Consider the following 20550-nt stretch of genomic DNA (forward strand, 5'->3'; position numbering starts at 1 on the left):
CCTCTGCACCCCCCAAGGAGGTTCTGGCATGAGACTTCGTTCCCTGATTCTCAGAACGGCCGCGGCGTTACTCCTGCTGAGCGCGGGCATAGCGGCGGCCCCTACCCCGCAGGCCCTCGCCGACGCTCCCGTGACCGACTACTGCGGGGAGCAGTGCAGCGACATCCTGCCCCCCGGCGAGAACGGCAACGCCACTCTCGCGGACATCCTGGCGCACCGTATGTTCGGCACCCGCCCTCCGCACACCGACGACCAACTCGGCCGGTACGGGGCGCTGGCCGACGGCTATCCGTCGGTCACCGACGCCACCCTCGGCAAGTTCTACAACAAGGCAGCCTTAGGTGTGGCGCCGGACCAGGTCGCCTCCGTCGCCAAACCGCGCTCGGACGTCACCATCACGCGGGACAAGGCGACGGGCGTCCCGCACATCAAGGGAACCACCCGCTCGGGCACCGAGTTCGGCGCCGGATATGCCGCGGCGCAGGACCGGCTGTGGCTCATGGACGTGTTCCGGCATCTGGGCCGGGGCCGACTCACGTCGTTCGCCGGCGGCGCTCCGGCCAACCAGGGCCTGGAGCAGGAGCTCTGGCGCGTCGCCCCGTACACCGAGGAAGACCTCCAGCGGCAGGTCGACCGGATGGCGGCAGCAGGCGGCGAACGCGGCAGGCAGGTGCTGGCTGACACGCAGAGCTATGTGGCCGGCATCAACGCCTACATCAGCAAGGCGAAGGCCGGCCGTTACTTCCCCGGCGAGTACGACCTGACCGGGCACGTCGACCCCATCACCAACGCTGGGGACATCGAGCCGTTCAAGGTCACCGACCTGATCGCGCTGGGCTCCGTCGTGGGCGCGATGTTCGGCTCCGGTGGCGGCGGTGAGGTGCAGTCCGCGCTGTCGCTCATGGCGGCGCAGGACAAGTACGGGGTGGCGGAGGGCACCAAGGTCTGGGAGTCGTTCCGTGAACGCAACGACCCCGAGGCAGTGCAGACCCTGCACGACGGACAGTCGTTCCCCTACGCGGGCAAGCCCGCCGCACCACAGGGCGTCGCACTGCCCGACCCCGGCTCCGTCGTCCCCGAGCCGATCGTCTACGACCGCACCGGCTCCGCCGGGTCCCCCAAGCCGGCCCACACGCTGGTCAAGGCACCGGCGAAGCTCACGCCGCTGCGAGGCGTGTTCGACGACGGCGTGCTCCCGGCCGACCTGCTCTCCACGCCCCGGAAGGGGATGTCCAACGCGTTGGTCGTATCCGGCAGGCATACCAAGAGCGGGCATCCGCTTGCCGTCTTCGGGCCGCAGACCGGGTACTTCGCCCCCCAGCTGCTGATGCTGCAGGAGCTCCAGGGCCCGGGGATCAGTGCTCGCGGCGCCTCCTTCGCCGGCCTGAGCATGTACGTACAGCTCGGCCGGGGCCAGGACTACGCCTGGAGCGCCACCAGCGCGAACCAGGACGTCACCGACACCTACGCCGTGGAACTGTGCGACCCCAACGGGCGCACACCCACGAAGGACTCCACCTCCTACCTGTCGCACGGAAATTGCGTGCCCATGGAGAAGCTCGAACACGGCAACTCCTGGTCGCCGACGGTCGCCGACTCCACCGCAGCGGGCTCGTACCGGATGCGGACCTACCGCACCGACTACGGCATCGTGGCGTACCGCGCCACGCGAAGCGGCAAACCGGTCGCGTACACCACCCTGCGCAGCTCCTACCAGCACGAAGCCGACTCGCTCATCGGCTTCCAGATGCTCAACGATCCCGGCCATGTGCATGACGCGGCGAGTTTCCAAGGCGCCGTCCAGCACATCGACTACACGTTCAACTGGTTCTACGCCGACTCCAAGGACACCGCCTACTACAACTCCGGCACCAACCCGTCCCGCGCCGCAAACGTTGACGCAGCACTGCCCATCAAGGCCGAACGCGCCTATGAGTGGCGGAACTTCGACCCCACCGACAACACCGCCGACTACACCCCACCCTCGCAGCACCCGCAGTCGGTCAACCAGGACTATTACATCTCCTGGAACAACAAGCAGGCAGACGACTACGCCGCGGCCGGGTTCGGCAACGGCTCGGTCCACCGCGGCAACCTCCTCGATGACCGAGTGAAACGCCTCGTCCAACAAGGCGGAGTCACCCGCGCTTCCCTCACACAGGCGATGGCCGAGGCGGCCGTCACCGACCTGCGCGGCGAGGACGTGCTGCCGGAGCTCCTCGCGGTGCTGCGCACAAAGCCGATCAGCGATCCGCAACTGGCCCGCGCCGTCCAGCGGCTCACCGACTGGAACAATCACGGGAGCAAGCGCCGCGAGAGCTCACCCGGCTCCCACACCTACGCCGACTCCGACGCCATCCGCATCATGGACGCCTGGTGGCCGCTGCTGGTCAAGGCCGAGTTCCAGCCCGGCCTAGGCGACAACCTGTACCAAGCCCTGACCGCCAACCTCCCCACCGACGAATCGCCCTCCGCGGGTCACGGCCCCGCCGGTTCCCATGCCGGAAGCGCGTTCCAGTACGGCTGGTGGTCCTACGTCGACAAAGATCTGCGCAGCGTGCTCGGCAGGCCTGTCAAGGGCGGCCTGGCCCGTCAGTACTGCGGCGGCGGTGACCTCGACACCTGCCACGCGGTGCTGGTGGACTCCCTCAAGCAGGCCGTGGCCCTGCCGGCAAACCAGGTCTACCCGGGCGACGACGGCGGCTGCTCCGCCGGTGATCAGTGGTGCGCCGACACCATTGTGCACCGGCCGCTCGGAGGCATCACCGTCGACCGGATCTCCTGGCAGAACCGGCCTAGCTACCAGCAGGTCGTCGAATTCCCCTCCCACCGCTAGCGACTAGCGGAATGTCCCCTGCCCCGGGGCTACGGCCCCCTTCGACCTGAGGAGCGCCATGCGCACCGCGTTGTCCCGCTGCACCGCAACGGGCACGCCCCGCCCGCCGGCTGGGTGAACGACACCCTGCTCGTGCACTCCCGGACCCGGCCGGCGGAACCTCACGGTTCAACGACTACTCGAACCACTACCCGGTCGCAGGAGCGATCCCGCCCCGACGCGCCGCCGATGCTTGGGCCGGTCCAGAGTCTCTCTGGACCGGCCGAAGTCGGGGGTCATCCCGACGAAAGGCCGCCCACTCGGTAGCGGGCCTCTTACAACGGAGTCTTCGATGTATCCGGTGATCCTGCGCTGCCCCGTGCAGATACAGCCCACCGAACACCCGCGTCCGCGGATACTGCCGGACAGCGGGTGGCATGTGGTGCAGGTCGGCGTCGTCCCTGGGGCGTTGGTGCTGAATTGGCTGGTCGGCCAGGGACGATGCGTGGGTCCAGTGTTGTGGTGCCAGCCGTGTTCGCTGCTGTATCTCCCGGTGACCCCCGGCACCGACGCCTCCTGGCGCGATGCCGGGATCGCGGTCTACCGGGCAGGGCACGGGTTGGAATGTGCGACGGGCCGGTGCCGCTCACGGGCGTGGATGTGGCCGTCCGTGGCGGTCTGTCCGCTCACCGATGCCGCCGGGCTGCACCATGCGCTGGCCGCGGCCCGCTCCGGGACGCCCATGACGACCACGGCCGGGTGCGTCTGGCCGGCCTCCGAGTGAGCACGTGGGTGACGATCCCTCAGCGAGATCGAGTGCCCTGCCGCCGGCTACACACTCGCCCGTGCCCAAATCCGCTGCGTGCAGGTTCGAGGCTTGTTTCCGACGTCGCGTGATCGCTCTCGTGTCTGTCTAGCCCGTCCAACGAGGAAGCATTCGGGACGCGGTCAGGACACAAGGACAGGAACAGACTGACAAAGACGAAGCAGTGCCGACATCGCTCGCCCCCTCCGTGCAAAACCCGGGAGCCGGCCCGGAGAAGAGTCGGTGTTCTACCGCGTGGGGTACGGAGAACGAGACACTCCGGGGAGGCGAGCTCGCCCGCGCACCATCGGTGTCGATTCTGGGACTGTCGGAAGATACCGGTGACGGTCTGTCTGGGCTGCTGTCGGCTGGGCCAGAAGGCACCGGACATCGGCTACCGGACGGTGTTGCTGGGGGCCAGAGCACTGTCAGGTGCTGTGCCACGGGCTCGAACAACCGACCACGTGCTGGGGACCTTAGCGCTTTGCGGGTGCTCTCGCTGGACCAGGAGCCACCTGCCGGGCAGCCCGGACCATCACGGCATGCCGCTCAGTGGTGAGGAACCGAGGGGGTCACCAGGTGCGGCCCGCCTCGAGGATGAGGTCGCGGACCCGGGTGATGTCGGGGTTGTCGGGCCTGCCGGGGCGCTGGACGAGGTAGCCGGTGTTGATGGGCGGGTCGTCCGGTTCGTGCAGGGGCACCAGGGCGCCGGAGGCGAGTTCATCCTGGCACAGGAAGCGGGGCAGGACGGTGAAGCCGGCTCCCGCGGTGACCGCGGCGAGTACGCCGCGCAGGTCGGGCACGGTGACGGCGGCGGGGCAGGACAGCCGCGTGCCGAAGACGTGGCGCCAGTAGCGGCGGGCGATGGGCAGGTCCTCGGCGTAGGTGACCAGGGGGACGGCGTGCAGCGCGGCCGGGCCGTCGGCGGCCAGCCGCTCCTTCAGCCGGCCGGCCCAGGCGGGCGCGGCGACCAGGACGAACTCCTCGTCCATCAGCGGCACGGCGGCCAGCGCCCTCCCGCGCGGCCGGACGGTGGCGATGACCAGGTCATAGCGTCCGGCGCGCAACTCCTCCAGGAGCGGGTCGGTCAGGCCCGTGGTCACGCGCAGCCGTACACCGTCGGCGGCCAGCGGGGCGAGCGTCGGCAGGACCCGAGTGCACAACAGCTCGGCAGGCCCTGCCAGATGGACGGGTTCGGCCGGCTTGTCCGGTGCGGTGTCGTGCCCGGCGACGGCGGCGAGCGCGTCGAGGGGCGCGGCCACGCGGGCCGCGAGGTCGTGGGCGACGGGTGTCGGGGCGACACCGCGCGGCAGGCGCTGGAACAGCTCGCGGCCCGTCTGCCGTTCCAGGGCGCGAATCTGGGTGGTCACCGTGGGCTGGGACAGGCCAAGCAGTCCTGCGGCGGCGGTGAAGGAACCGGAGCGGTACACAGCCAGGAAGGTGCGCAGCAGGTTCAGGTCCGGTGGGGGTGCCGCAGCGGACTGCCGCACCCCGATCGGGCCATCGGGATCCCTATGTCTCACGTAGGAATCCTATCCGCTTCCTATGGCAAGGGCTGCTGTGGTGGAATCCGAAGCCTCAGGCCCGGAACGCGGCCGGGCGCTCGGGGGACGCCTCCGCCAGGGCCTTCGTCACCGCGTCGACGCCGCCGCGCAGGCCGTAGACGGGGGTGCCGGGCTGCTGGCGCCAGGAGTCGTCGATGCCGCCGGCGTCCACGGTGTCGAAGCCGAGCTCGTCGATGAGGCCGCGGACGATGTTCTTGGCCGCCTCGTCGTCGCCCGCGACCGGCAGCGCCATGCGCTCGGGGTCCTCCTTCGGGCGGGGCTTGTCGAGGATGTCCTGGGCGTAGGTGCCGTTGAACGCCTTGATCACCGGGTGACCGAGGTGCTGCTGCGTCCAGCGGCTCTCGGTGAGCCCCTCGTCCTCGATGGCGGCGATCCTCCCGTCGCGCTCCTTGGGGTAGTAGTTGCCGGTGTCGATCACGGCGAAGCCGTCGGCGGCCCCATCGAACAGGCCGGGCGGAAGGACGGGGATGTTCTTGAGCGGGATGGTGACCACGACGACCTCGGCGCCGCGGGCCGCTTCGGTCACGGCTACCGGGGTGGCGCCGGTCTCCTCGGCCAGGGCGGTCAGGGTGTGCGGGCCACGAGAGTTGGCGACGGACACGTCGTGGCCGAGGGCCGTCAGCCGCCGGGTGAGGTTGCCGCCGATGTTGCCGGCGCCGATGATGCCGATTTTCATGGGGAGTCTCCTTGAGTCGGGGTGGGTGGAAAGGGCGGGGTGCTGTGCTGGCCGCGTCACACGGTGTCGAGCGTTCCTTTCCTGGTGAGCTGGACGGGCTGAACCGGGGGCTGGGACGGGCCTGTTCGGCGAGAGGGATGTACTGACCGTCGAGGTCAGTTGCCGACGGTGTTCAGCGGAGCGGGTTGGAGCGGCACCGACGGAGCCGGGAGGCTGTTGGCCTGTTGCCGCACGATCCGGCTGGGTGCCGTGCCGTTGAAGTTGAGGCCGGTGAGGGCGACCAGGGCGATGAGAGCGAAGGCCAGGGCGCCGAGGGTGAAGACGACGCTGTACTGCGTCTCGGCCGGCAGCGCAGGGGTGCCGGGCGGGAGATGGGGCAGGGTGTTGGCGGCCAGCAGGATGGTGATGACGGCCGAGCCCGCGGAGCTGCCCACCGAACGGGCGATGGAGTTGATGCCGTTGGCGATGCCGCTCTGGTGGGCAGGCACGCCCGTGGCAATGAACGCGGGAAGGGCGGCGAAGCCGAAGCTGACGGCGATGCCGGTGAGGATGCCCGCGATGACGACGGATGCGGTGCTGTCGTGGGCGAGGGCAAGCCAGACGAAGCCGGCAACGCCCGAGGCGGCGCCGGCAGCAAGCGTGGCGCGGGCGCCGATGCGGCGCACCAGGGTGCCGCCCAGCTGCGCGGCGATCAGTGAGGCGAGGGTGCTGGGCAGCAGGTAAGTGGTCGCGGCGCCCAGCACGGAGGCGGAGAAGCCGTAGCCGGCCAGTTCCCTGGGGGTCCGGGCCAGGAAGGCGATGCCGATGAACTGGGTGAACATGCCGAAGCCGAGCAGCACACCGGCGATGTTGGTGAACAGCACCGGCCGGAACACGAACATGGTCATGTCCACCAGGGGCTCGCTGACGTTTCGCTCGACGACCACCCAGACCGTGGCCAGGACGGCCGCGGCGGCGAACAGCATCAGGGTGCGCGGGGAGCCCCAGCCCCAGCTGTTGCCCTGGGAGACGGGCAGCAGGAACAGGACGAGGGTGGCCGCCAGGGTGGCCGCGCCGGCCCAGTCGGTGCGGCCGCCAGTGGTCTCGCGGGAGGGCGGGACGGCGGCGATGACGCCCACGAGAGCGATCACGGACAGGGCGGTGGCCATCCAGAAGACGCGGTGGTAGTCGGGATCGGTGCCCTGGGTGAGCAGACCCGCGCCGACCAGGGCGAGCCCGGCGCCGACCGCGAGGGTGCCGCTGACCAGGCCCATGGCGCCGGACAGCCGGCGGGGCTCCAGTTCATCGCGCAGCACGGACAGGGCCAGCGGGAAGATCGCGGTGGAGGCGCCCTGCATCGCCCGGGCGGTCAGCAGCAGGGGCAGGGAGCTGGTGGTGGCTCCGAGGACGGAGCCGGCCACGGTGACCAGCAGGATGCCGATGAGGACGGGGCGCTTGCCGCGCATGTCCCCGAGCCGTCCCAGCAGCGGGGTGAAGACGGCTGCGGACAGCAGTGTGGCGGTGGTCAGCCAGCCGGCGGCGGAGGCGGTCAGGGACAATTCGTCGCGGACGAGGTCCACGATGGGCACGACCAGGGTCTGCATCATGGCCACGACAGTGGCCGCGAGACCAAGGATGTATACGAGTCCGTATCCGGCGCCGGCGGGCGCGGTCGGGGCACGATGCTTGGACGGCATGAGGGTGTCTTTCGAGAAGAGGTGTTCGGCGGGACGGGGGTGTTGGACCGCAGGGGCGGTGGTGCCGCCCTGGTCCGTTGCCGCCAGGGCGGCAAGGACGGATGGGGGGCAGGTCAGTGCAGGGGCACGCACGTCCAGGCGGGCCTTGCGGTGGCTGAACCGGCTGGAAACGAGCACGGCTCAGCGGCCCAGAGCGAAACGACAGTGGAACGGGAGAACGAACGCCCTGGGCGCGCGGTCAGCGGGTCGCGGCCGGGGCGGCCGGGGCGGCCAGCAGGCCGGACAGGAGCGCGCCGGTCGCGGGCCCCAGCAGCAGCCTGCCGTTGTCCACCGACTCCAGCCCGATCACCAGGGCGATCGCGATATCGGCCGCCTCGCCGGGCTCGATACCGCCCACGGTGCCGGCCTCGGTGAACAGGCCGATCAGCAGGTGGCGCAGGTCCGCGGTGAAGGCGGTGCAGATCCCGCCGAACAGCCGGGCCCTTTCGTCCAGGAGTTCGGCGGTGTGCGGGGAGTCCCCGGCGAGCTGGAGGACCAGGTCGAGCTTGGCGGCCAGGACGCCCCGGACGCGCTCGGCGTACGGGGCGTCCTCGGCGGCCGCCGCCTGCCGGGCGCGCTCCAGTGCCTGGGTGTGCAGGCGGTGGGCGAGTTGCCGGAAGGCGTCGTCCTTGCCGCGGACGTACTGGTAGACCGCTGACCGGGAGACGCCCATGGTGGTGGCGATGTCGTCCATGGTGGTGCGCCGCACGCCGTACCGGGTCAGACAGTCGTAGGTGGCGTCCAGGACCTCGCCCAGCCGGTCAGAGCCCATGGCTCAGGCCAGCTTCTCGAGCAGTTCCGCGGCGACGGGGGCGGAGGATGCCGGGTTCTGGCCGGTGACCAGGTTGCGGTCGACGACCACGTTCGGCGCCCACGGCTCGCCCGCCCGCACCTGCACGCCCGCCTCCGTGAGGCGGGTCTCCAGCAGCCACTTTGCCTTGTCGGCGAAGCCGGCCTGCGCTTCCTCGGAGTTGGTGAACGCGGCCACCTGGTAGCCCGCGAAGGCGTTGGACCCGTCGGTCTTCACGGCCGCGAGCAGAGCGGCCGGGGCGTGGCAGACCACACCCAGCGGCTTGCCGGCTTCCAGGGTGTCGATCAGCAGCTTGCCGGAGGTGGCATCGACGGCGAGGTCCTCCATCGGGCCGTGACCGCCGGGGTAGAAGACGACGGCGTAGTCGTCGAGGTTCACGTCCTCGAGCTCGATCGGGTTCTGCAGCTCGGTCATCGCGGCGAGAGCGCTCGCGATCTTGTCGGCGTTCTCCTGGCCGCCGTTGACCTCGGCGGCGAGGCTGGCCTTGTCCACCGTGGGGACGACGCCGCGCGGGGTGGCTACGACGATCTCGTGGCCCGCGGCCCTGAACGCCTTGTACGGGGCGACGGCCTCCTCGGCCCAGAAGCCGGTCGGGTGCTTGGTGCCATCAGCCAGAGTCCAGTAGTCGACGCCGGTCATCACGAAAAGGATCTTCGACATGGTGTTTCTCCGAGGTACGGGGCCCGGCTGGCCGGGCCCGGAGGGGTGGGTTGCGTATCGCGCGCTCCGAAGTGCTGCGTCCACTGACATCTGCGTCCGCTGACACTCTGCGATCACTGACACTTTGAGTGCAGTTCGTCAGAGCGGCGATGTCCTCGACAGTAGGCCGCGGTCCGATAGGTATCCAATGAGGAATCCAATGCCTGGCATTGGAAATCCTATGGCACTTCGGGAACTGGGATCAGCCGGTGTACCCGATCTCCCAGCGGCTGCGGTAGGGCACCCCACTGTGCCGTCGGCGCCTTGGTAGCCCTTGTCGGCCCAGCGCCGATGCCGGCCTGGCTGGTCCAGGCGGGGCCCTTTCCATCGGTAAGGCACCCCGTTGCATGAGCGTTCGAGACCTCAACTACGCCATGCTCAAACCGCGTCGATGACCAAGGCAAGGACGCCCCCCAGGCGCCGAGCTGCGCTGAACCGCCGTAGGCGTCCAGGGCGGCCCCGCGCCGGGCTGTACGAAGCGCGCGCCTCATCGGAGGCGCCCCGATCCGGCCATCTGCCTGCCTTCCGTGGCCGCCCTTCGCCGCCCCCTCCGCAGCGCTGCGGTCTATGCTCTCCCGGCTTGCCCCGCCGTGCAGTCCGCATGTGTCTCGGCGGCGGAGACCCTCGGGTGCAGACCTGGGTGAACCGACTGCACCCACCGAGCAGGGCTTACGGTTCGGCGCACCGCTCCGGTGCGGTCAGCGCGTCGAGTGTCATCGCGGTGAGCCGGGTCTCCAGCGCAACCGGATCGGGGATGACGGCGGCTCGGAAGGTGCGTGCGGACAGCATCGACATCAGCCACCACGCGCCGGCTGCCGGGTCCAGATCAGGGCGGATGTCGCCGTCGCCCTGTCCGCTGCGGAGCAGGTCCGCAAAAGCCTCCGCCAGCTGCTCGAGTGCGTGGCGGGCTGCGTCATCGACACCGGGCTCGGCGGTGAGCGAGGAGGCGTCGGCGAAGAGGAAGCCGAGCGATCCTGGTTTGTGGAAGCGGTCCATGTGGTCCGGGGCCAGGAATTCCGCCAGGAGTTCGGACACCGATGCGCCGTCGTCGACCGCGCTGTTGAGGGCATCGCGGACGCGGGTGACGGCCCGGTCCAGGACGGCGGCGAACAGTGCCGCCTTCGAGCCGAAGTTCTGAAAGACCACCGGCTCGCTCACCCCGAGCCGGGCGGCGACCTCCGAGACCTTGCCGCGCCGGTACCCGGATTCGGCGAACACCTCGGTAGCCGCGGTCAGGATCGACTCCCTGCGCTGCGCGGAGGGGAGCCGGACGCGCGGTGCCCCTTTCCGGGTGGTGGATCTCGACTCGGTCACGGGGGAATCGTAACGCCCTTGCGCCCTTAACTTAGTCGTGACTAAGCTGTGGAGCGTTCTTAGTCACGACTAAGTTAAGGAGGGGTGATGGCCCTCGGACGACTCCTGCACGGCGATCCACAGACGACCACACGGGGAGAGACGATCGGCCCGGCCCGCGCCTACGAGGCGTTCACAGCGGTCTTCTTCGGCGGGCGGCGGCACCGGGCGTTCTCGCGCCTGGTCGAACTCAGCGGTGCCCGCCCCGGGGACAAGGTCCTCGACGTGGGCTGCGGCACCGGCTACCTGACCCGGCTGGTCGCCGCGGCGGTGGCACCCGGCGGCAGCGCGGTGGGCATCGATCCTTCGCCCTCCGTCATCGGCTACGCGCGGAGCAAGGCCGGCGCCGCCTGCTCGTACGAGACCGGGGTCGCCGAGGCGCTGGAGGTGCCGGACGCCTCCTTCGACGTGGTGGTCACCAGCCTGGCGATCCATCACATCCCGGCCGACGTGCGGCCCGCCGCGCTGCGCGAGATGTTCCGGGTACTGCGCCCCGGCGGGCGACTGCTGCTCGCAGACTTCCGGCCACCGCGCAGTCGGCTGGGCCGCCACCTGATCGGCGCACTGACCGGCCCGGCGATGGAGCACAACCCGGTCGATCTCCTCGACGACCTCGCCGCAGGCGCCGGCTTCGAGGTGCGGGCCCGCGGTGACGTGCACCCGCACCTGCGCTACGTACAGGCCGTGCGGCCGGAAATCGTGGGGTGAGCCGGGTGCTGCGCATGAACCGCACTCTGCGGATCGCCTTCGCGCTGCTGCTGGTTGCTGGTGTCGCGGTGCACCTGTGGATCAGTACGCGGGTGGGGCTGGCGATGGTTGTTGTTGGACTTGCGGCACATTTCGCGGCTGCTCTGGCAGGGCGGCGATGGTTGGCGCGGAGCAGGTCCCGGTAGGGCGCGCTCCCCGTCAGTCGTGGCGCGGAATGCCGGACAGGTCGTGGTTGGCGTGTCCTCGTGCCTCGCCGACCGGGCAGGCGAGGCGGCCGTCTGGCAGGGCGCAAACCATGCGGCGGCCGCCCTTGCGGCAGAGGTCGAACCGGCCCGCGTCGGCGGCTGTCCGGAGGCCCGGCACATCCACGACGTGGCCGACGCCCACGGCGTGCCGGTGGGGTGCGGCGGAATGCTGGAGACGGGCATCGGCCGCGCTCCCAACCTGGCGCTCGCCGCCCCGGGCTTCACCCTCGCCGGCGACACCCCCGCCTCCAGCCGGTACTTCGCCGAGGACATCACCGAACCGTTCGTCCTCCAGGACGGCCACCTGCCCGTACCCACCGCCCCTGGCATCGGCGTCGACCCCCTGCCGGACGCGATTGCCCGGTTCACGAAGGCGGTTCGGGAGTTGTACGCGGTACGGAAGTGATCAGGCGACGGTGGTGGCGGGGGCGCGCGCGGGGCCGTGTGATTCAGACGGCTTCCGCAGTCCACGAGTGGACCCCGGCAGGGCGAGCGGAGAACGCCAGAGTTCGGCGATCCGGCAGTCGGTCTCCGCGATCCGCCCCGCGACACCCTGCACCGCCTCCGCGACGACGGGGAGGCAGCCGCTGCGGCGTCCCCCACCAGCCCGGAGGCCACTTTGCCGGCGTCGCAGAGAAGACTGCGCTAGGTGTTCTATCCCGGGAGGTCGTGTCTGAGAATTGATCTTGCGGCTGGAGCAAGCAGGGGACACCCTTTTTCGGGTGGCCGCATCAACGGGCCATGCCGCCGCACGTTCTGGTCTCCGAGCGAACGGAGGAGTCCGTTGGAAACCGAACCCGGTGAATCGCAAGGAACACCCCTCTGGTCCGGACAGCTCGGGCATCTGCGGGCGGAGCTCCGCCAAGCCGGCGGTCTGCGGGTGCTCACCATCGGCGACCGGCGGATCACTTTGAAGCCCGATGCCGCGGTGCGGCACCGCAGCGGCCTGCTGGGACAGCGACTCACCATCGAGCAGCCCGGAGAGGCGACCTTCACCCACCGTTACCGGCTCCCGTGGGCCTCCCAGCTCGCCCCACTGCGGGAGGCGACCTACGACCGCTGGTCGGCAGAGACCGACGACCCCGGACTTGTCCTGACCGAGCTGCTGGGCGGCACCGACGACTGGCGGGATGCCCTGGCCGATAATTGATCTTGTGGTGGGTCGAGGAGAACCGACGGATGCTGCCTGGGAGCGGATATCTCCGCTGCTACCGGTCACGGACGGGCGTGGTCGCCCCTGGCGGGATCACCGGCAGGTGGTCAATGGGGTGCTGTGCCAGCTGCGCACCGGGGCGCCGTGGCGGGACCTGCCCGAGCGGTACGGCCCCTGGCAGACCGTCTACGAACGCTTCGCCCGCTGGGAGGCGGACGGCACCTGGGCCAGGCTGCTGGAGCACGTCCAGGTCCGCGGGGACGCGATGGGCCGGGTGGAGTGGACCGTGTCGGTGGACTCCCCATCAACCGCGCCCATCAGCACGCCGCCGGCGCTCGCAAAAAGGGGAACCAGACGGGGACGAACTGGAGGATCCGCAACGTTCAGCGGCGCGGCAGGCCCTCGGCCGATCCCGTGGCGGGCTGACCACCAAAGTCCACTTGGCTGTCGACGGCCGGGGCCTGCCGCTGTCGATCACGCTCACCCCGGGCAACAGGCGACTTCACCATGCTCGTGCCCGTGCTGGAGGCCGTCCGCGTTCCCAGGGCCGGGTGCGGGCGGCCCAGAACCCTGCCCGACCGGGTTCTGGGCGACAAGACATACTCGTCGAGGGCGATCCGCACCTGGTGCAGGCGCCACGGCATCGCCGTCACGATTCCGGAGCGCGCCGACCAGATCGCCAACCGGCTCCGCCGCGGCTCGCGGGGCGGACGCCCTCCGGCCTTCGACGCCGAGACGTACAAGCACCGCAACGTGGTCGAGCGCTGCTTCAACCGGCTCATGCAGTTCCGAGCCATCGCGACCCGGTTCGACAAGCTCGCAGCCCGCTACGCGCCGGTCTGCATCTCGCCTCGCTCGTCCTGTGGCTCCGCCAACGGCGTGATCATTTGTCAGAGACGGCCTAGGACAGACTGGGACGGGACTCCTGCGCCTGCTCATCCGCACAAGCGCACCTGGGCGCTACATGATCCCCGCACCGCTGGACTTCGAGAGCTGACGGACGGCCTTGCTCCGCAGGGGACTTCACGTCGGACTTGGTACGAGCGGTAACGGGCATGGTCCCTCCTCGCCAGGCTGAACCCCGGATCCATTCACAATCCGAAAGATGGCGCCGCACCCCATCTCTGCCCATCGCCGTTTCACAGCTGCGCGAGGGGGCGTGCGTTCCGGGGCGCGCGCCTCCTCTGCAGCACTTTCACCTCTCGTCTGCCCTGTGAAGCCGTGGCTACGCGACCAGTGATGTGTAATTCTCTGATTGCCCGGCTGTCCTGATGTCTTCAGATTCCACCGGGTGTTCCAATAGTGCGATCCGTGCAGAGGGGGTTGGGGGGTAAAACCGGCTGGGGGAGCCGGTTCGTGTATCGCGGTGGTGATGTTCCGGGGGATCTGGGGAATCCCCGAGCGATGTGGCGTGGCCCTTCGTCGCCAGTGAAGCCGCGATGCAGCCGTTGTTCCGAGCCGCGCTGGTTCTGTGCTGTTCAGCACGTCCTTCACGGGGACATCCATCGCTTGCGACAAAGAACTGGCAGGCAGGTCCTCGCTGAGTGGTGGCCGACCCCTCGTCATTGAACGGACGTGGGCCTCCGCTTTTTCCGGCTGAAGCTGCTGCGCACCACTGTGCCTACGGCCCGGTGTTCCGGTGACGCGGTTCCATCAGCACAATGCGCCTCGGTGTGCCCGGAATCAAGCGGAAACAAAGAGCCGCAAGGTTCCTTCACTGGCGGCCTTCCCCTGCACCAGCATCATCCGATTGCCGATCCAGGCAGAGAGAAGGAAAAGGATGCACCCGAAAAGCCGTGGAAATCTCACCGGGTGGCCGGCTCGAATCCTGAGAGCCCTGATGACGGTCGCGCTCGCCGCCGGCCTGATCGCTCTCACGCCGTTCACCGCACACGCGGCCCCGAGCCGTGGATTCGCCTACGTGTGGGCGAACCAGGCGTCCGCTCCGCTCAACACGCCCTACACGCCGTCCGGTTACTACAGCCGCAACTCAACCGGCGCCGTGAACACGGTCGTACGTACGGGCATCGGCCAGTACACGGTACGCATGCCCAGGCTGGGGCTGCCGGGCGGCACCGTGCACGTCACCGCCTACGGGGCGACATCCCACTCCTGCAACGTCGCCTACTGGACCCCCGTCGGCGACCGGCTCGACGTGCACGTGCGGTGTTTCACCCCGGCCGGCTACCGTGCCAACACCCGATTCACGGCTAGTTTCGTGAACACGTCCTATCTTGGCGGCAGGTTCGGGTACCTGTGGGCCAACCAGCCGACCACCGGCTCGTACACGCCGTCGACGACGTACCAGTTCAACTCGGCCGGAGCGACCAACACCATCACGCGGGGCGGCGTGGGCCAGTACACGGTGCGGCTCCCGGCCATCGGCTCCGCGGCCGGACATGTGCAGGTGACCGCGTACGGCGATGTGCTGGCACGCTGCAAGGTCGTCAACTGGTACCCCTCCGGAACCGCCCAGCTCGTCAACGTCCGCTGCTTCACCCTCGGCGGCGCCCTGCGCGACACCCGGTTCACGCTGACCTACGCCCGCGGCATCGGCATTCTGCGCACCACGCCCGCCGCGTACGCCTGGGCGAACCAGCCGACCACGGGCTCGTACACGCCGGCGGTGGCGTACCAGTACAACTCCGCTGGGTACACGAACCGGATCACGCGCACGGGTGTCGGCGTCTACCGTGTCTGGACCCCCGGGATGCCCCTGGGCTACGGCGACGTGCAGGTGACGGCCTATGGCACCAGCTCCGCGCACTGCAAGGTGGACTACTGGACACCAAGCACTGGCATCCAGGTGCGCTGCTACACCGCATCGGGGGCACCGGCTGACACCTATTACGACGTGTCATTCGCACGGTAAGCGAAGCGCACGGGCGACGGCATGACAGGCCGGCGCCCGTGACGATGCCGCGAACCGGGAAGACATCCCTCCGAATCCCCTCAGGTTCACCCTCCCGGCCCCTCCCCACCCCTCGCCACGAGGGGTGCTGGGCCCTCCTCGGAGACGAGCGAGCGTCTGGCGATGCCCGAGGCGGAGGGCAATCCTTGGCCCCGATCATCCTGACACCCGGACAGTGCAAGGCCGCTTGGATCAGTGGCGCACGGAGCCGCGATGCCACCGGCGCCCCGTCGGCGGCGCCGCTCCGCAAGCACACCTTGAGCATCTTGGGTGAACAGGCCTGCCGGCGCCGAGTGCGGCGGCCGTGCCGCCTCGTCCCGAGTGTCGGAGGGCAGGGGGCAGGGGGTACGGAGTCGGTGCTCGAAGGTGCCAGGTTGGGCGCCGAAGCGGGCCCCGCTCTCGCCCCGATACGCCGTGGGCGACAGCCTGCTCGGGCAGGCGCGAGGCGAGGGGGGCCCAGGTCGGCCCAGCGTGGGAGGCCCCAGCTGCGTGCGTTCCGCGCGGTCGGGGGAGTCAGCCCAGTTCGAGGCTGGTGATGCCGAACAGCCCGGAGTGATCGATCCGCGGGGCCGGGCCCGTGTACATGCGGGCGGTCTCGAAGGACGGCGCGAGGCCGAGTTGCTCCATGAGGTGCACGGCGGCCGTGTTGGTGTCGGGCACGTCGATCGCCACGGCCTTGCCCGGGGTGGTGGCGGAGAGCTCTCCCACCAGCGCAGCGGCCACATCGGGAGAGGCGGCATAGAGCGGCCCGATGCGCGAGGCCGTGCGGCAGGCCCGCATGACGGCCAGGCCCCGCAATTCTCCGTTGTGCATCGCGGCCAGGGCGCGGCGCTGCGGTGCGGCGATCCAGGGCGCAAGGAAACTGTCGCGCGCGGCCGGGAAGAAGCGGCGGTCGTAGGCTGCGAGTTGGTCGAAGGGCAGGGTGCGGGCGTCGACCAGCGTGACGCCGGTCGGCGTCGCGGTCTCGGCGGACGGCGTGCCTTCGTAGCGAATGTTGTTCCAGGCGGACCGAAAACCGGATGTGCGGTAGTTGCCCTGTTGGGCCACCACCCCGTCGAGCCCGACATTGCGACCGGCAAGTCGTGCCATGCCGGCGTGCCACAACCGGATTCCATAGCCCTGGCCACGTAGTGGTGGACGGGTGATGTAGAAGCCCAGGAACCCGAAGTCGGTGCCATAGCGTACGACCGAGATGCAGGCGACGGGCTCACCATCGAGCCGCCCGATCAGGAAGCCGTGCGGATCGGTGGCGAAGAAGGCATGGCCATCGGTATGGCCCGGGTTCCAGCCTTCGGCGTCGGCCCAATCTCCCATTCGCCCGATGTCGTCGGCGCTCGCGACACTGATCTTGAATGTCGGCACTTCTCACTCCAGAGACGTTGTCAGTGGGCCCGCCCGCCCGGCGTGATGAGGCGCTGCCAGGGATGTGGCGCTTCGCCGGGGAACTTCGGATACCGGTCTACCCCCGGCGCGCTCGCTTCCTACCGGGCCACTTGGCCAAAAGTTGGCCGCTTTTGGCATGTGCCGGTTGAGTACGTTCGCCTGCCCGAGCGGATCGGCCGCCTAGCTCCTCAGGAGCCGGGAGGCCTGCGCCCATAGGCCGTCCAGTACGGAGGGGTCGTTCGCCAGTTTCGCGAACATGACCATGCCCTCCAGCTGGGCGAGTACGGCGCGGGCGGTGGTGCGGGTCGCGGCAGGAGCGGGGATCGTGCCCTGCTCCGCCGCGTCCGTCAGCGTGGCGTGGACCAGGTCGATCTGCTCGTCGAAGATCTCTGCCAGCCGGGCCTGGACAACCGCGTCCTGGGTGCTCATCTCCAGCGCCAGATTGCCGAACAGGCATCCGTTGACGGCGCCGCCCTCGGTCTTCGCCGCGCGCTGGGCTGCGGCTTGGTCGAGGAAGAGCCGCTCGAGCCGGTCCTCCGCGGGCCCGTCGCCGCCCAGGGTCGCCACCCAAGCGGGCCGCTGGGCTGCCCAGTGCGCGTTGATGGCCTCGATCGTCAGGGCCTGTTTCGACTCGAAGAAGTGGTAGAAGCTGCCCTTCTTCACGTCCGCGCGGGCACAGATCTCGGCGACACCGATCGTGCCGTAACCGCGGCTCAGCATCAGGCCACAGGCCGCGTCCAGCAGTCTTTCGCGTGCCGTGCTCGTCCGTCCCATGGCGATGAGTATACGGCCGGTCAACTATGAGGGTGGTGTTTAGTTGACCGGTCGTCTACTGTCCTCTCGAGTGGTGGGCAACCTGCCCGCCGACTATCTGACCTGCGAGGACTTCGTCATGCCCGAGAACATCACCGTCGCCGTGGCCTTCCACAGCGGCTACGGCCACACCGCGCGCCAGGCCGAGCGGTCGCCGCCGGAGCCGGTTCGCTGCCCGGAGCGCAGGCCGAGCTGTGCGACGTGGCCGTCGTGGACGACCAGCTGTGGGAGTCGCTGGCCGCCGCTGATGCGATCGTCTTCGGTACGCCGACCTATATGGGGAGCCAGTCCGCCGTCTTCCAGGCTTTCGCCGAGGCCAGCGCCCCGGTCTGGATGGAGCAGGGCTGGGCCGGAAAGCTCGCCGCCGGCTTCACCAACTCCGCGGGCGTCAACGGCGACAAGCTGAACGTCCTGGTCTCCCTCGCGCTCTTCGCCGCTCAGCACGGCATGAACTGGGTCTCGCTGGGTCTGCCGCCCGGCGGTGAGTACTCCACCACCGGAACCCCGGAGGACCTCAACCGCCTCGGCGGCTTCCTCGGCGCGATGGCACAGTCGCCGTCCGACCTCGGCCCGGACGACACCCCCTCTGGGGCGGATCTGCGCACTGCCGAGCATCTCGGACGCCGGGTGGCCGAGACCGCCCTGGAGCAGGTGGCGGGGCGCACGGCGCTCACCCTCGTGCGGTGAACGCGCTCAGCCCCGGACCTTTCCTCAACTCCTCAACTCCTCAACTCCAAGGACGACTGACATGACCGGAGAAAAGCGTTCCTGGGCCCGTGGCCGGCTCACCGAGCTGCTGGACCTCGAAGTCCCCATCGTGCAAGGCCCGTTCGGCGGCGGACTGTCGTCCGTGGCGCTCGCCTCCGCCGTCTCCGAGGGCGGCGGGCTCGGCTCGTACGGAGCACACATCCTCACACCGCACGGGATCGGCGAGCTCGTGAGTGAGCTGCGGAAGGCCACCGTCCGACCCTTCGCCGTCAACCTCTGGGTCCCGCACCCCGACGAGGCCGCGGCACCGCCCGACCGTGACCGGACGGCCCGTTACGCCGAGCTGCTGCGCCCGTGGTTCGAAGAACTGGGCCTGTCGACAAACCAGTTGGAGGATCCGCCACCCGCCCCCGCTTTCGAGGAACAGATCGACGCGCTGCTCGCGGCGGAGCCGCCGGTGATCAGCTTCGTGATGGGCATCCCCGACGGCCGGGTGCTCGACGAGGCAAGGCGCCGGAGCATCCGGACCATCGGCACCGCGACCACCGTCGAGGAGGCCCTCGCGATCGAGGCGGCGGGCATGGACGCCGTCGTCGCCTCGGGCAGCGACGCGGGAGGGCACCGCGGCTCGTTCCTGCGCCCCGTCAACGAGTCCCTCGTCGGGACCTTCTCCCTCGTCCCCCAGGTCGCACAGGCCGTTTCGATCCCCGTGGTGGCCGCCGGCGGCCTCGCCGACGGCCGGGGAATCGCCGCGGCGCTGACGCTCGGGGCAGACGGAGCGCAGATCGGCACCGGCTTCCTTACCACCGAGGAGTCCGGCGCGAGCGCCATCCACCGGGCCGCGCTGCACGGCCCCGAGGCGCGTACGACCGTACTGACCCGAGCCTTCTCGGGACGGCTCGCGCGAGCCGTCCCCAACCGCTTCACCCGCGAGGCACTGGCGTACGAGAACGAACTGGCCCCCTACCCGATCCAATACACACTCACCCGCCCGCTGCGCACAGCGGCCGCGGAACGCGGCCTGGCCGACTACGTCAACCTCTGGGCCGGACAGGCGGCAGCACTCACCCGGCCGGGCGGCGCCCGCGCCTACCTCGACGAGCTCATCGCCGGCACCGAGGCGGCACTGCGCCGCCCGGCACACGGGCACGACTGACGGTCGAGCGCAGTCGCCCCGCATTCAGCCGTCGCCGCCCAAGGCCGAACAATCTCTTTTCGACTTCTCAGGAGCACCTGTCATGCGTTGCAGTGGTCTTCTCCCGCTACGGAGATGAAAGCGTCCTGAAACTGACCGGGCAACCAGTACCGGCCCCCACCGCCGGAGAGGTCCTGGTGAGGGTTCGGGCAGCCGGGGTCGACCCCGTCGACTGGAAGTTCCGTGAAGGCGCGATCGGCACGGACCGCCATTTTCCGCTGGTGCTGGGGTGGGATGTGGCAGGGGTGGTCGTCGAGGCGGCGGGGACGGCGGACGGTCCAGCTGCCGGTGACGAGGTGTACGGCATGCTGCCCCTGCCGCACGGCGGCGCCTACCAGGAGTTCGCCGTCCTGCCCGCATCGGCGGTGGTGCCCAGGCCCGCCGGCCTGTGCTTCCCCCAGGCCGCGGCCGTTCCGCTCGCGGCCCTGACCGCCTGGCAGTCTGTCGATGCCGTACACATGGCCTCGGGGCAGCGGGTTCCGGTGCACGCCGGCACGGGCGGGGTCGGCCACTTCGCCGTACAGCTCGCCAAGGCCCGCTTGGGCACATGTCGTGGCCACCGCCTCACCACGCAATCTCGACCTTCTGAGCCGGCTCGGTGTCGACGAGCCCGTGGACCGCACCTCGGACGGCCTGCACACCATTGAACCGGTCCACGCTGTCATCGACACCGTCGGCGGCGGCCGGAGTCAGCAGGAGTCGTGGGCTCTGCTGCGACCGGGCGGCACACTCATCACCCGGCCGGAACCCATCGACGAGGCGCACCGCGTGCCGGGAATCAAGGGGCAGCGCGTGATCGTCACTCCGGACGGCGAGGCACTGCACCGCAACAGCACGCTCATCGACACCGGGGTTCCATGCCGAAGCCCAGGACGTCCTGCCCCTGCACAAGGCGGCCGAAGCGCACCGGACCAGCGAGACCGGCCGGGTCCGCGGCAAGCTCGTGCTCACTCTGTGACGGAAATGTCCCGCACGAGTTGAACAGTGGCCGCCGA

The 20550-nt window shown here is 69.8% G+C and carries 15 protein-coding genes and 3 pseudogenes; 10 read left to right on the forward strand and 8 right to left on the reverse strand.

Translation table 11 applies throughout. The features are described 5' to 3' along the window. Positions 1-28 precede the first annotated feature (28 nt). Complete coding sequence (locus ACH5AF_RS02995; protein ID WP_398899568.1) at positions 29-2836, forward strand: penicillin acylase family protein; 2808 nt, start codon at positions 29-31, stop codon at positions 2834-2836. A 1356-nt stretch (positions 2837-4192) separates the two neighbouring features. On the opposite strand, the gene ACH5AF_RS03000 is transcribed toward ACH5AF_RS02995, so the two are convergent. From ACH5AF_RS03000 to ACH5AF_RS03025, 6 genes are all read right to left on the reverse strand, one after another. Next, complete coding sequence (locus tag ACH5AF_RS03000) at positions 4193-5143, reverse strand: LysR family transcriptional regulator (protein WP_398899569.1); 951 nt, start codon at positions 5141-5143, stop codon at positions 4193-4195. Positions 5144-5198: 55 nt separating this feature from the next. After that, entirely contained in the window at positions 5199-5861 is a 663-nt protein-coding gene (locus tag ACH5AF_RS03005; protein WP_398899570.1) for an NADPH-dependent F420 reductase, read from the reverse strand. Positions 5862-6016: 155 nt separating this feature from the next. Beyond that, positions 6017-7537, reverse strand: coding sequence for an MFS transporter (locus ACH5AF_RS03010; protein ID WP_398899572.1), 1521 nt, complete (start codon positions 7535-7537; stop codon positions 6017-6019). 238 nt (positions 7538-7775) lie between these two features. Then, positions 7776-8348, reverse strand: coding sequence for a TetR/AcrR family transcriptional regulator (locus ACH5AF_RS03015; RefSeq protein ID WP_398899574.1), 573 nt, complete (start codon positions 8346-8348; stop codon positions 7776-7778). 3 nt (positions 8349-8351) lie between these two features. Then, entirely contained in the window at positions 8352-9047 is a 696-nt protein-coding gene (locus ACH5AF_RS03020) for a type 1 glutamine amidotransferase domain-containing protein (protein WP_398899575.1), read from the reverse strand. A gap of 708 nt (positions 9048-9755) precedes the next feature. Continuing rightward, positions 9756-10400 carry a TetR/AcrR family transcriptional regulator gene (locus ACH5AF_RS03025; RefSeq protein ID WP_398899576.1) on the reverse strand — a complete coding sequence of 215 codons (645 nt, stop codon included), beginning with the start codon at positions 10398-10400 and terminating at the stop codon, positions 9756-9758. 87 nt (positions 10401-10487) lie between these two features. On the opposite strand from ACH5AF_RS03025, the gene ACH5AF_RS03030 reads away from it, so the two are divergent. The 5 genes and pseudogenes from ACH5AF_RS03030 (at position 10488) to ACH5AF_RS03050 (ending at position 15417) form a co-directional block, all read left to right on the forward strand. Continuing rightward, positions 10488-11147 (forward strand): class I SAM-dependent methyltransferase, encoded by a 660-nt coding sequence (locus ACH5AF_RS03030; RefSeq protein WP_398899577.1) that lies wholly within the window; start codon positions 10488-10490, stop codon positions 11145-11147. 288 nt (positions 11148-11435) lie between these two features. Then, positions 11436-11798: pseudogene (locus ACH5AF_RS03035) on the forward strand (enolase C-terminal domain-like protein); the annotation flags it as partial. Positions 11799-12176: 378 nt separating this feature from the next. Beyond that, a complete protein-coding gene (locus ACH5AF_RS03040; RefSeq protein WP_398899578.1) occupies positions 12177-12542 on the forward strand; it encodes a hypothetical protein in 366 nt (121 codons plus the stop codon). A 7-nt stretch (positions 12543-12549) separates the two neighbouring features. After that, positions 12550-13450: pseudogene (locus tag ACH5AF_RS03045) on the forward strand (IS5 family transposase). Between the two features lie 935 nt (positions 13451-14385). Continuing rightward, the gene (locus tag ACH5AF_RS03050) at positions 14386-15417 is read left to right on the forward strand and encodes a hypothetical protein (RefSeq protein WP_398899579.1); all 1032 of its coding nucleotides are present in this window, start codon (positions 14386-14388) and stop codon (positions 15415-15417) included. Between the two features lie 552 nt (positions 15418-15969). Here ACH5AF_RS03050 and ACH5AF_RS03055 read toward each other — a convergent pair. After that, positions 15970-16818 (reverse strand): GNAT family N-acetyltransferase, encoded by an 849-nt coding sequence (locus tag ACH5AF_RS03055; RefSeq protein ID WP_398899581.1) that lies wholly within the window; start codon positions 16816-16818, stop codon positions 15970-15972. Positions 16819-17019: 201 nt separating this feature from the next. After that, positions 17020-17613, reverse strand: coding sequence for a TetR/AcrR family transcriptional regulator (locus ACH5AF_RS03060; RefSeq protein WP_398899583.1), 594 nt, complete (start codon positions 17611-17613; stop codon positions 17020-17022). 118 nt (positions 17614-17731) lie between these two features. Between ACH5AF_RS03060 and ACH5AF_RS03065 the strand changes: the two are divergent. From ACH5AF_RS03065 to ACH5AF_RS03080, 4 genes and pseudogenes are all read left to right on the forward strand, one after another. Continuing rightward, a pseudogene (locus ACH5AF_RS03065) lies at positions 17732-18339 on the forward strand (flavodoxin family protein). A gap of 61 nt (positions 18340-18400) precedes the next feature. Continuing rightward, a complete protein-coding gene (locus ACH5AF_RS03070; protein ID WP_398899584.1) occupies positions 18401-19516 on the forward strand; it encodes an NAD(P)H-dependent flavin oxidoreductase in 1116 nt (371 codons plus the stop codon). Positions 19517-19692: 176 nt separating this feature from the next. Beyond that, entirely contained in the window at positions 19693-20202 is a 510-nt protein-coding gene (locus tag ACH5AF_RS03075; RefSeq protein WP_398899586.1) for an alcohol dehydrogenase catalytic domain-containing protein, read from the forward strand. Between the two features lie 236 nt (positions 20203-20438). Beyond that, the gene (locus ACH5AF_RS03080) at positions 20439-20513 is read left to right on the forward strand and encodes a hypothetical protein (RefSeq protein ID WP_398899786.1); all 75 of its coding nucleotides are present in this window, start codon (positions 20439-20441) and stop codon (positions 20511-20513) included. Positions 20514-20550: the final 37 nt, after the last annotated feature.

The organism is Streptomyces sp. NPDC018833 (genome assembly GCF_044390825.1).
In the GTDB taxonomy this organism is placed as follows: domain Bacteria; phylum Actinomycetota; class Actinomycetes; order Streptomycetales; family Streptomycetaceae; genus Streptomyces.

Coding starts and splice junctions, on each gene's coding strand:
- ACH5AF_RS02995 (WP_398899568.1), top strand. CDS start 29: ATGAGACTTCGTTCCCTGATTCTCAGAACGGCCGCGGCGTTACTCCTG.
- ACH5AF_RS03005 (WP_398899570.1), bottom strand. CDS start 5,861: ATGAAAATCGGCATCATCGGCGCCGGCAACATCGGCGGCAACCTCACC.
- ACH5AF_RS03010 (WP_398899572.1), bottom strand. CDS start 7,537: ATGCCGTCCAAGCATCGTGCCCCGACCGCGCCCGCCGGCGCCGGATAC.
- ACH5AF_RS03015 (WP_398899574.1), bottom strand. CDS start 8,348: ATGGGCTCTGACCGGCTGGGCGAGGTCCTGGACGCCACCTACGACTGT.
- ACH5AF_RS03020 (WP_398899575.1), bottom strand. CDS start 9,047: ATGTCGAAGATCCTTTTCGTGATGACCGGCGTCGACTACTGGACTCTG.
- ACH5AF_RS03030 (WP_398899577.1), top strand. CDS start 10,488: ATGGCCCTCGGACGACTCCTGCACGGCGATCCACAGACGACCACACGG.
- ACH5AF_RS03050 (WP_398899579.1), top strand. CDS start 14,386: ATGACGGTCGCGCTCGCCGCCGGCCTGATCGCTCTCACGCCGTTCACC.
- ACH5AF_RS03060 (WP_398899583.1), bottom strand. CDS start 17,613: ATGGGACGGACGAGCACGGCACGCGAAAGACTGCTGGACGCGGCCTGT.
- ACH5AF_RS03070 (WP_398899584.1), top strand. CDS start 18,401: ATGACCGGAGAAAAGCGTTCCTGGGCCCGTGGCCGGCTCACCGAGCTG.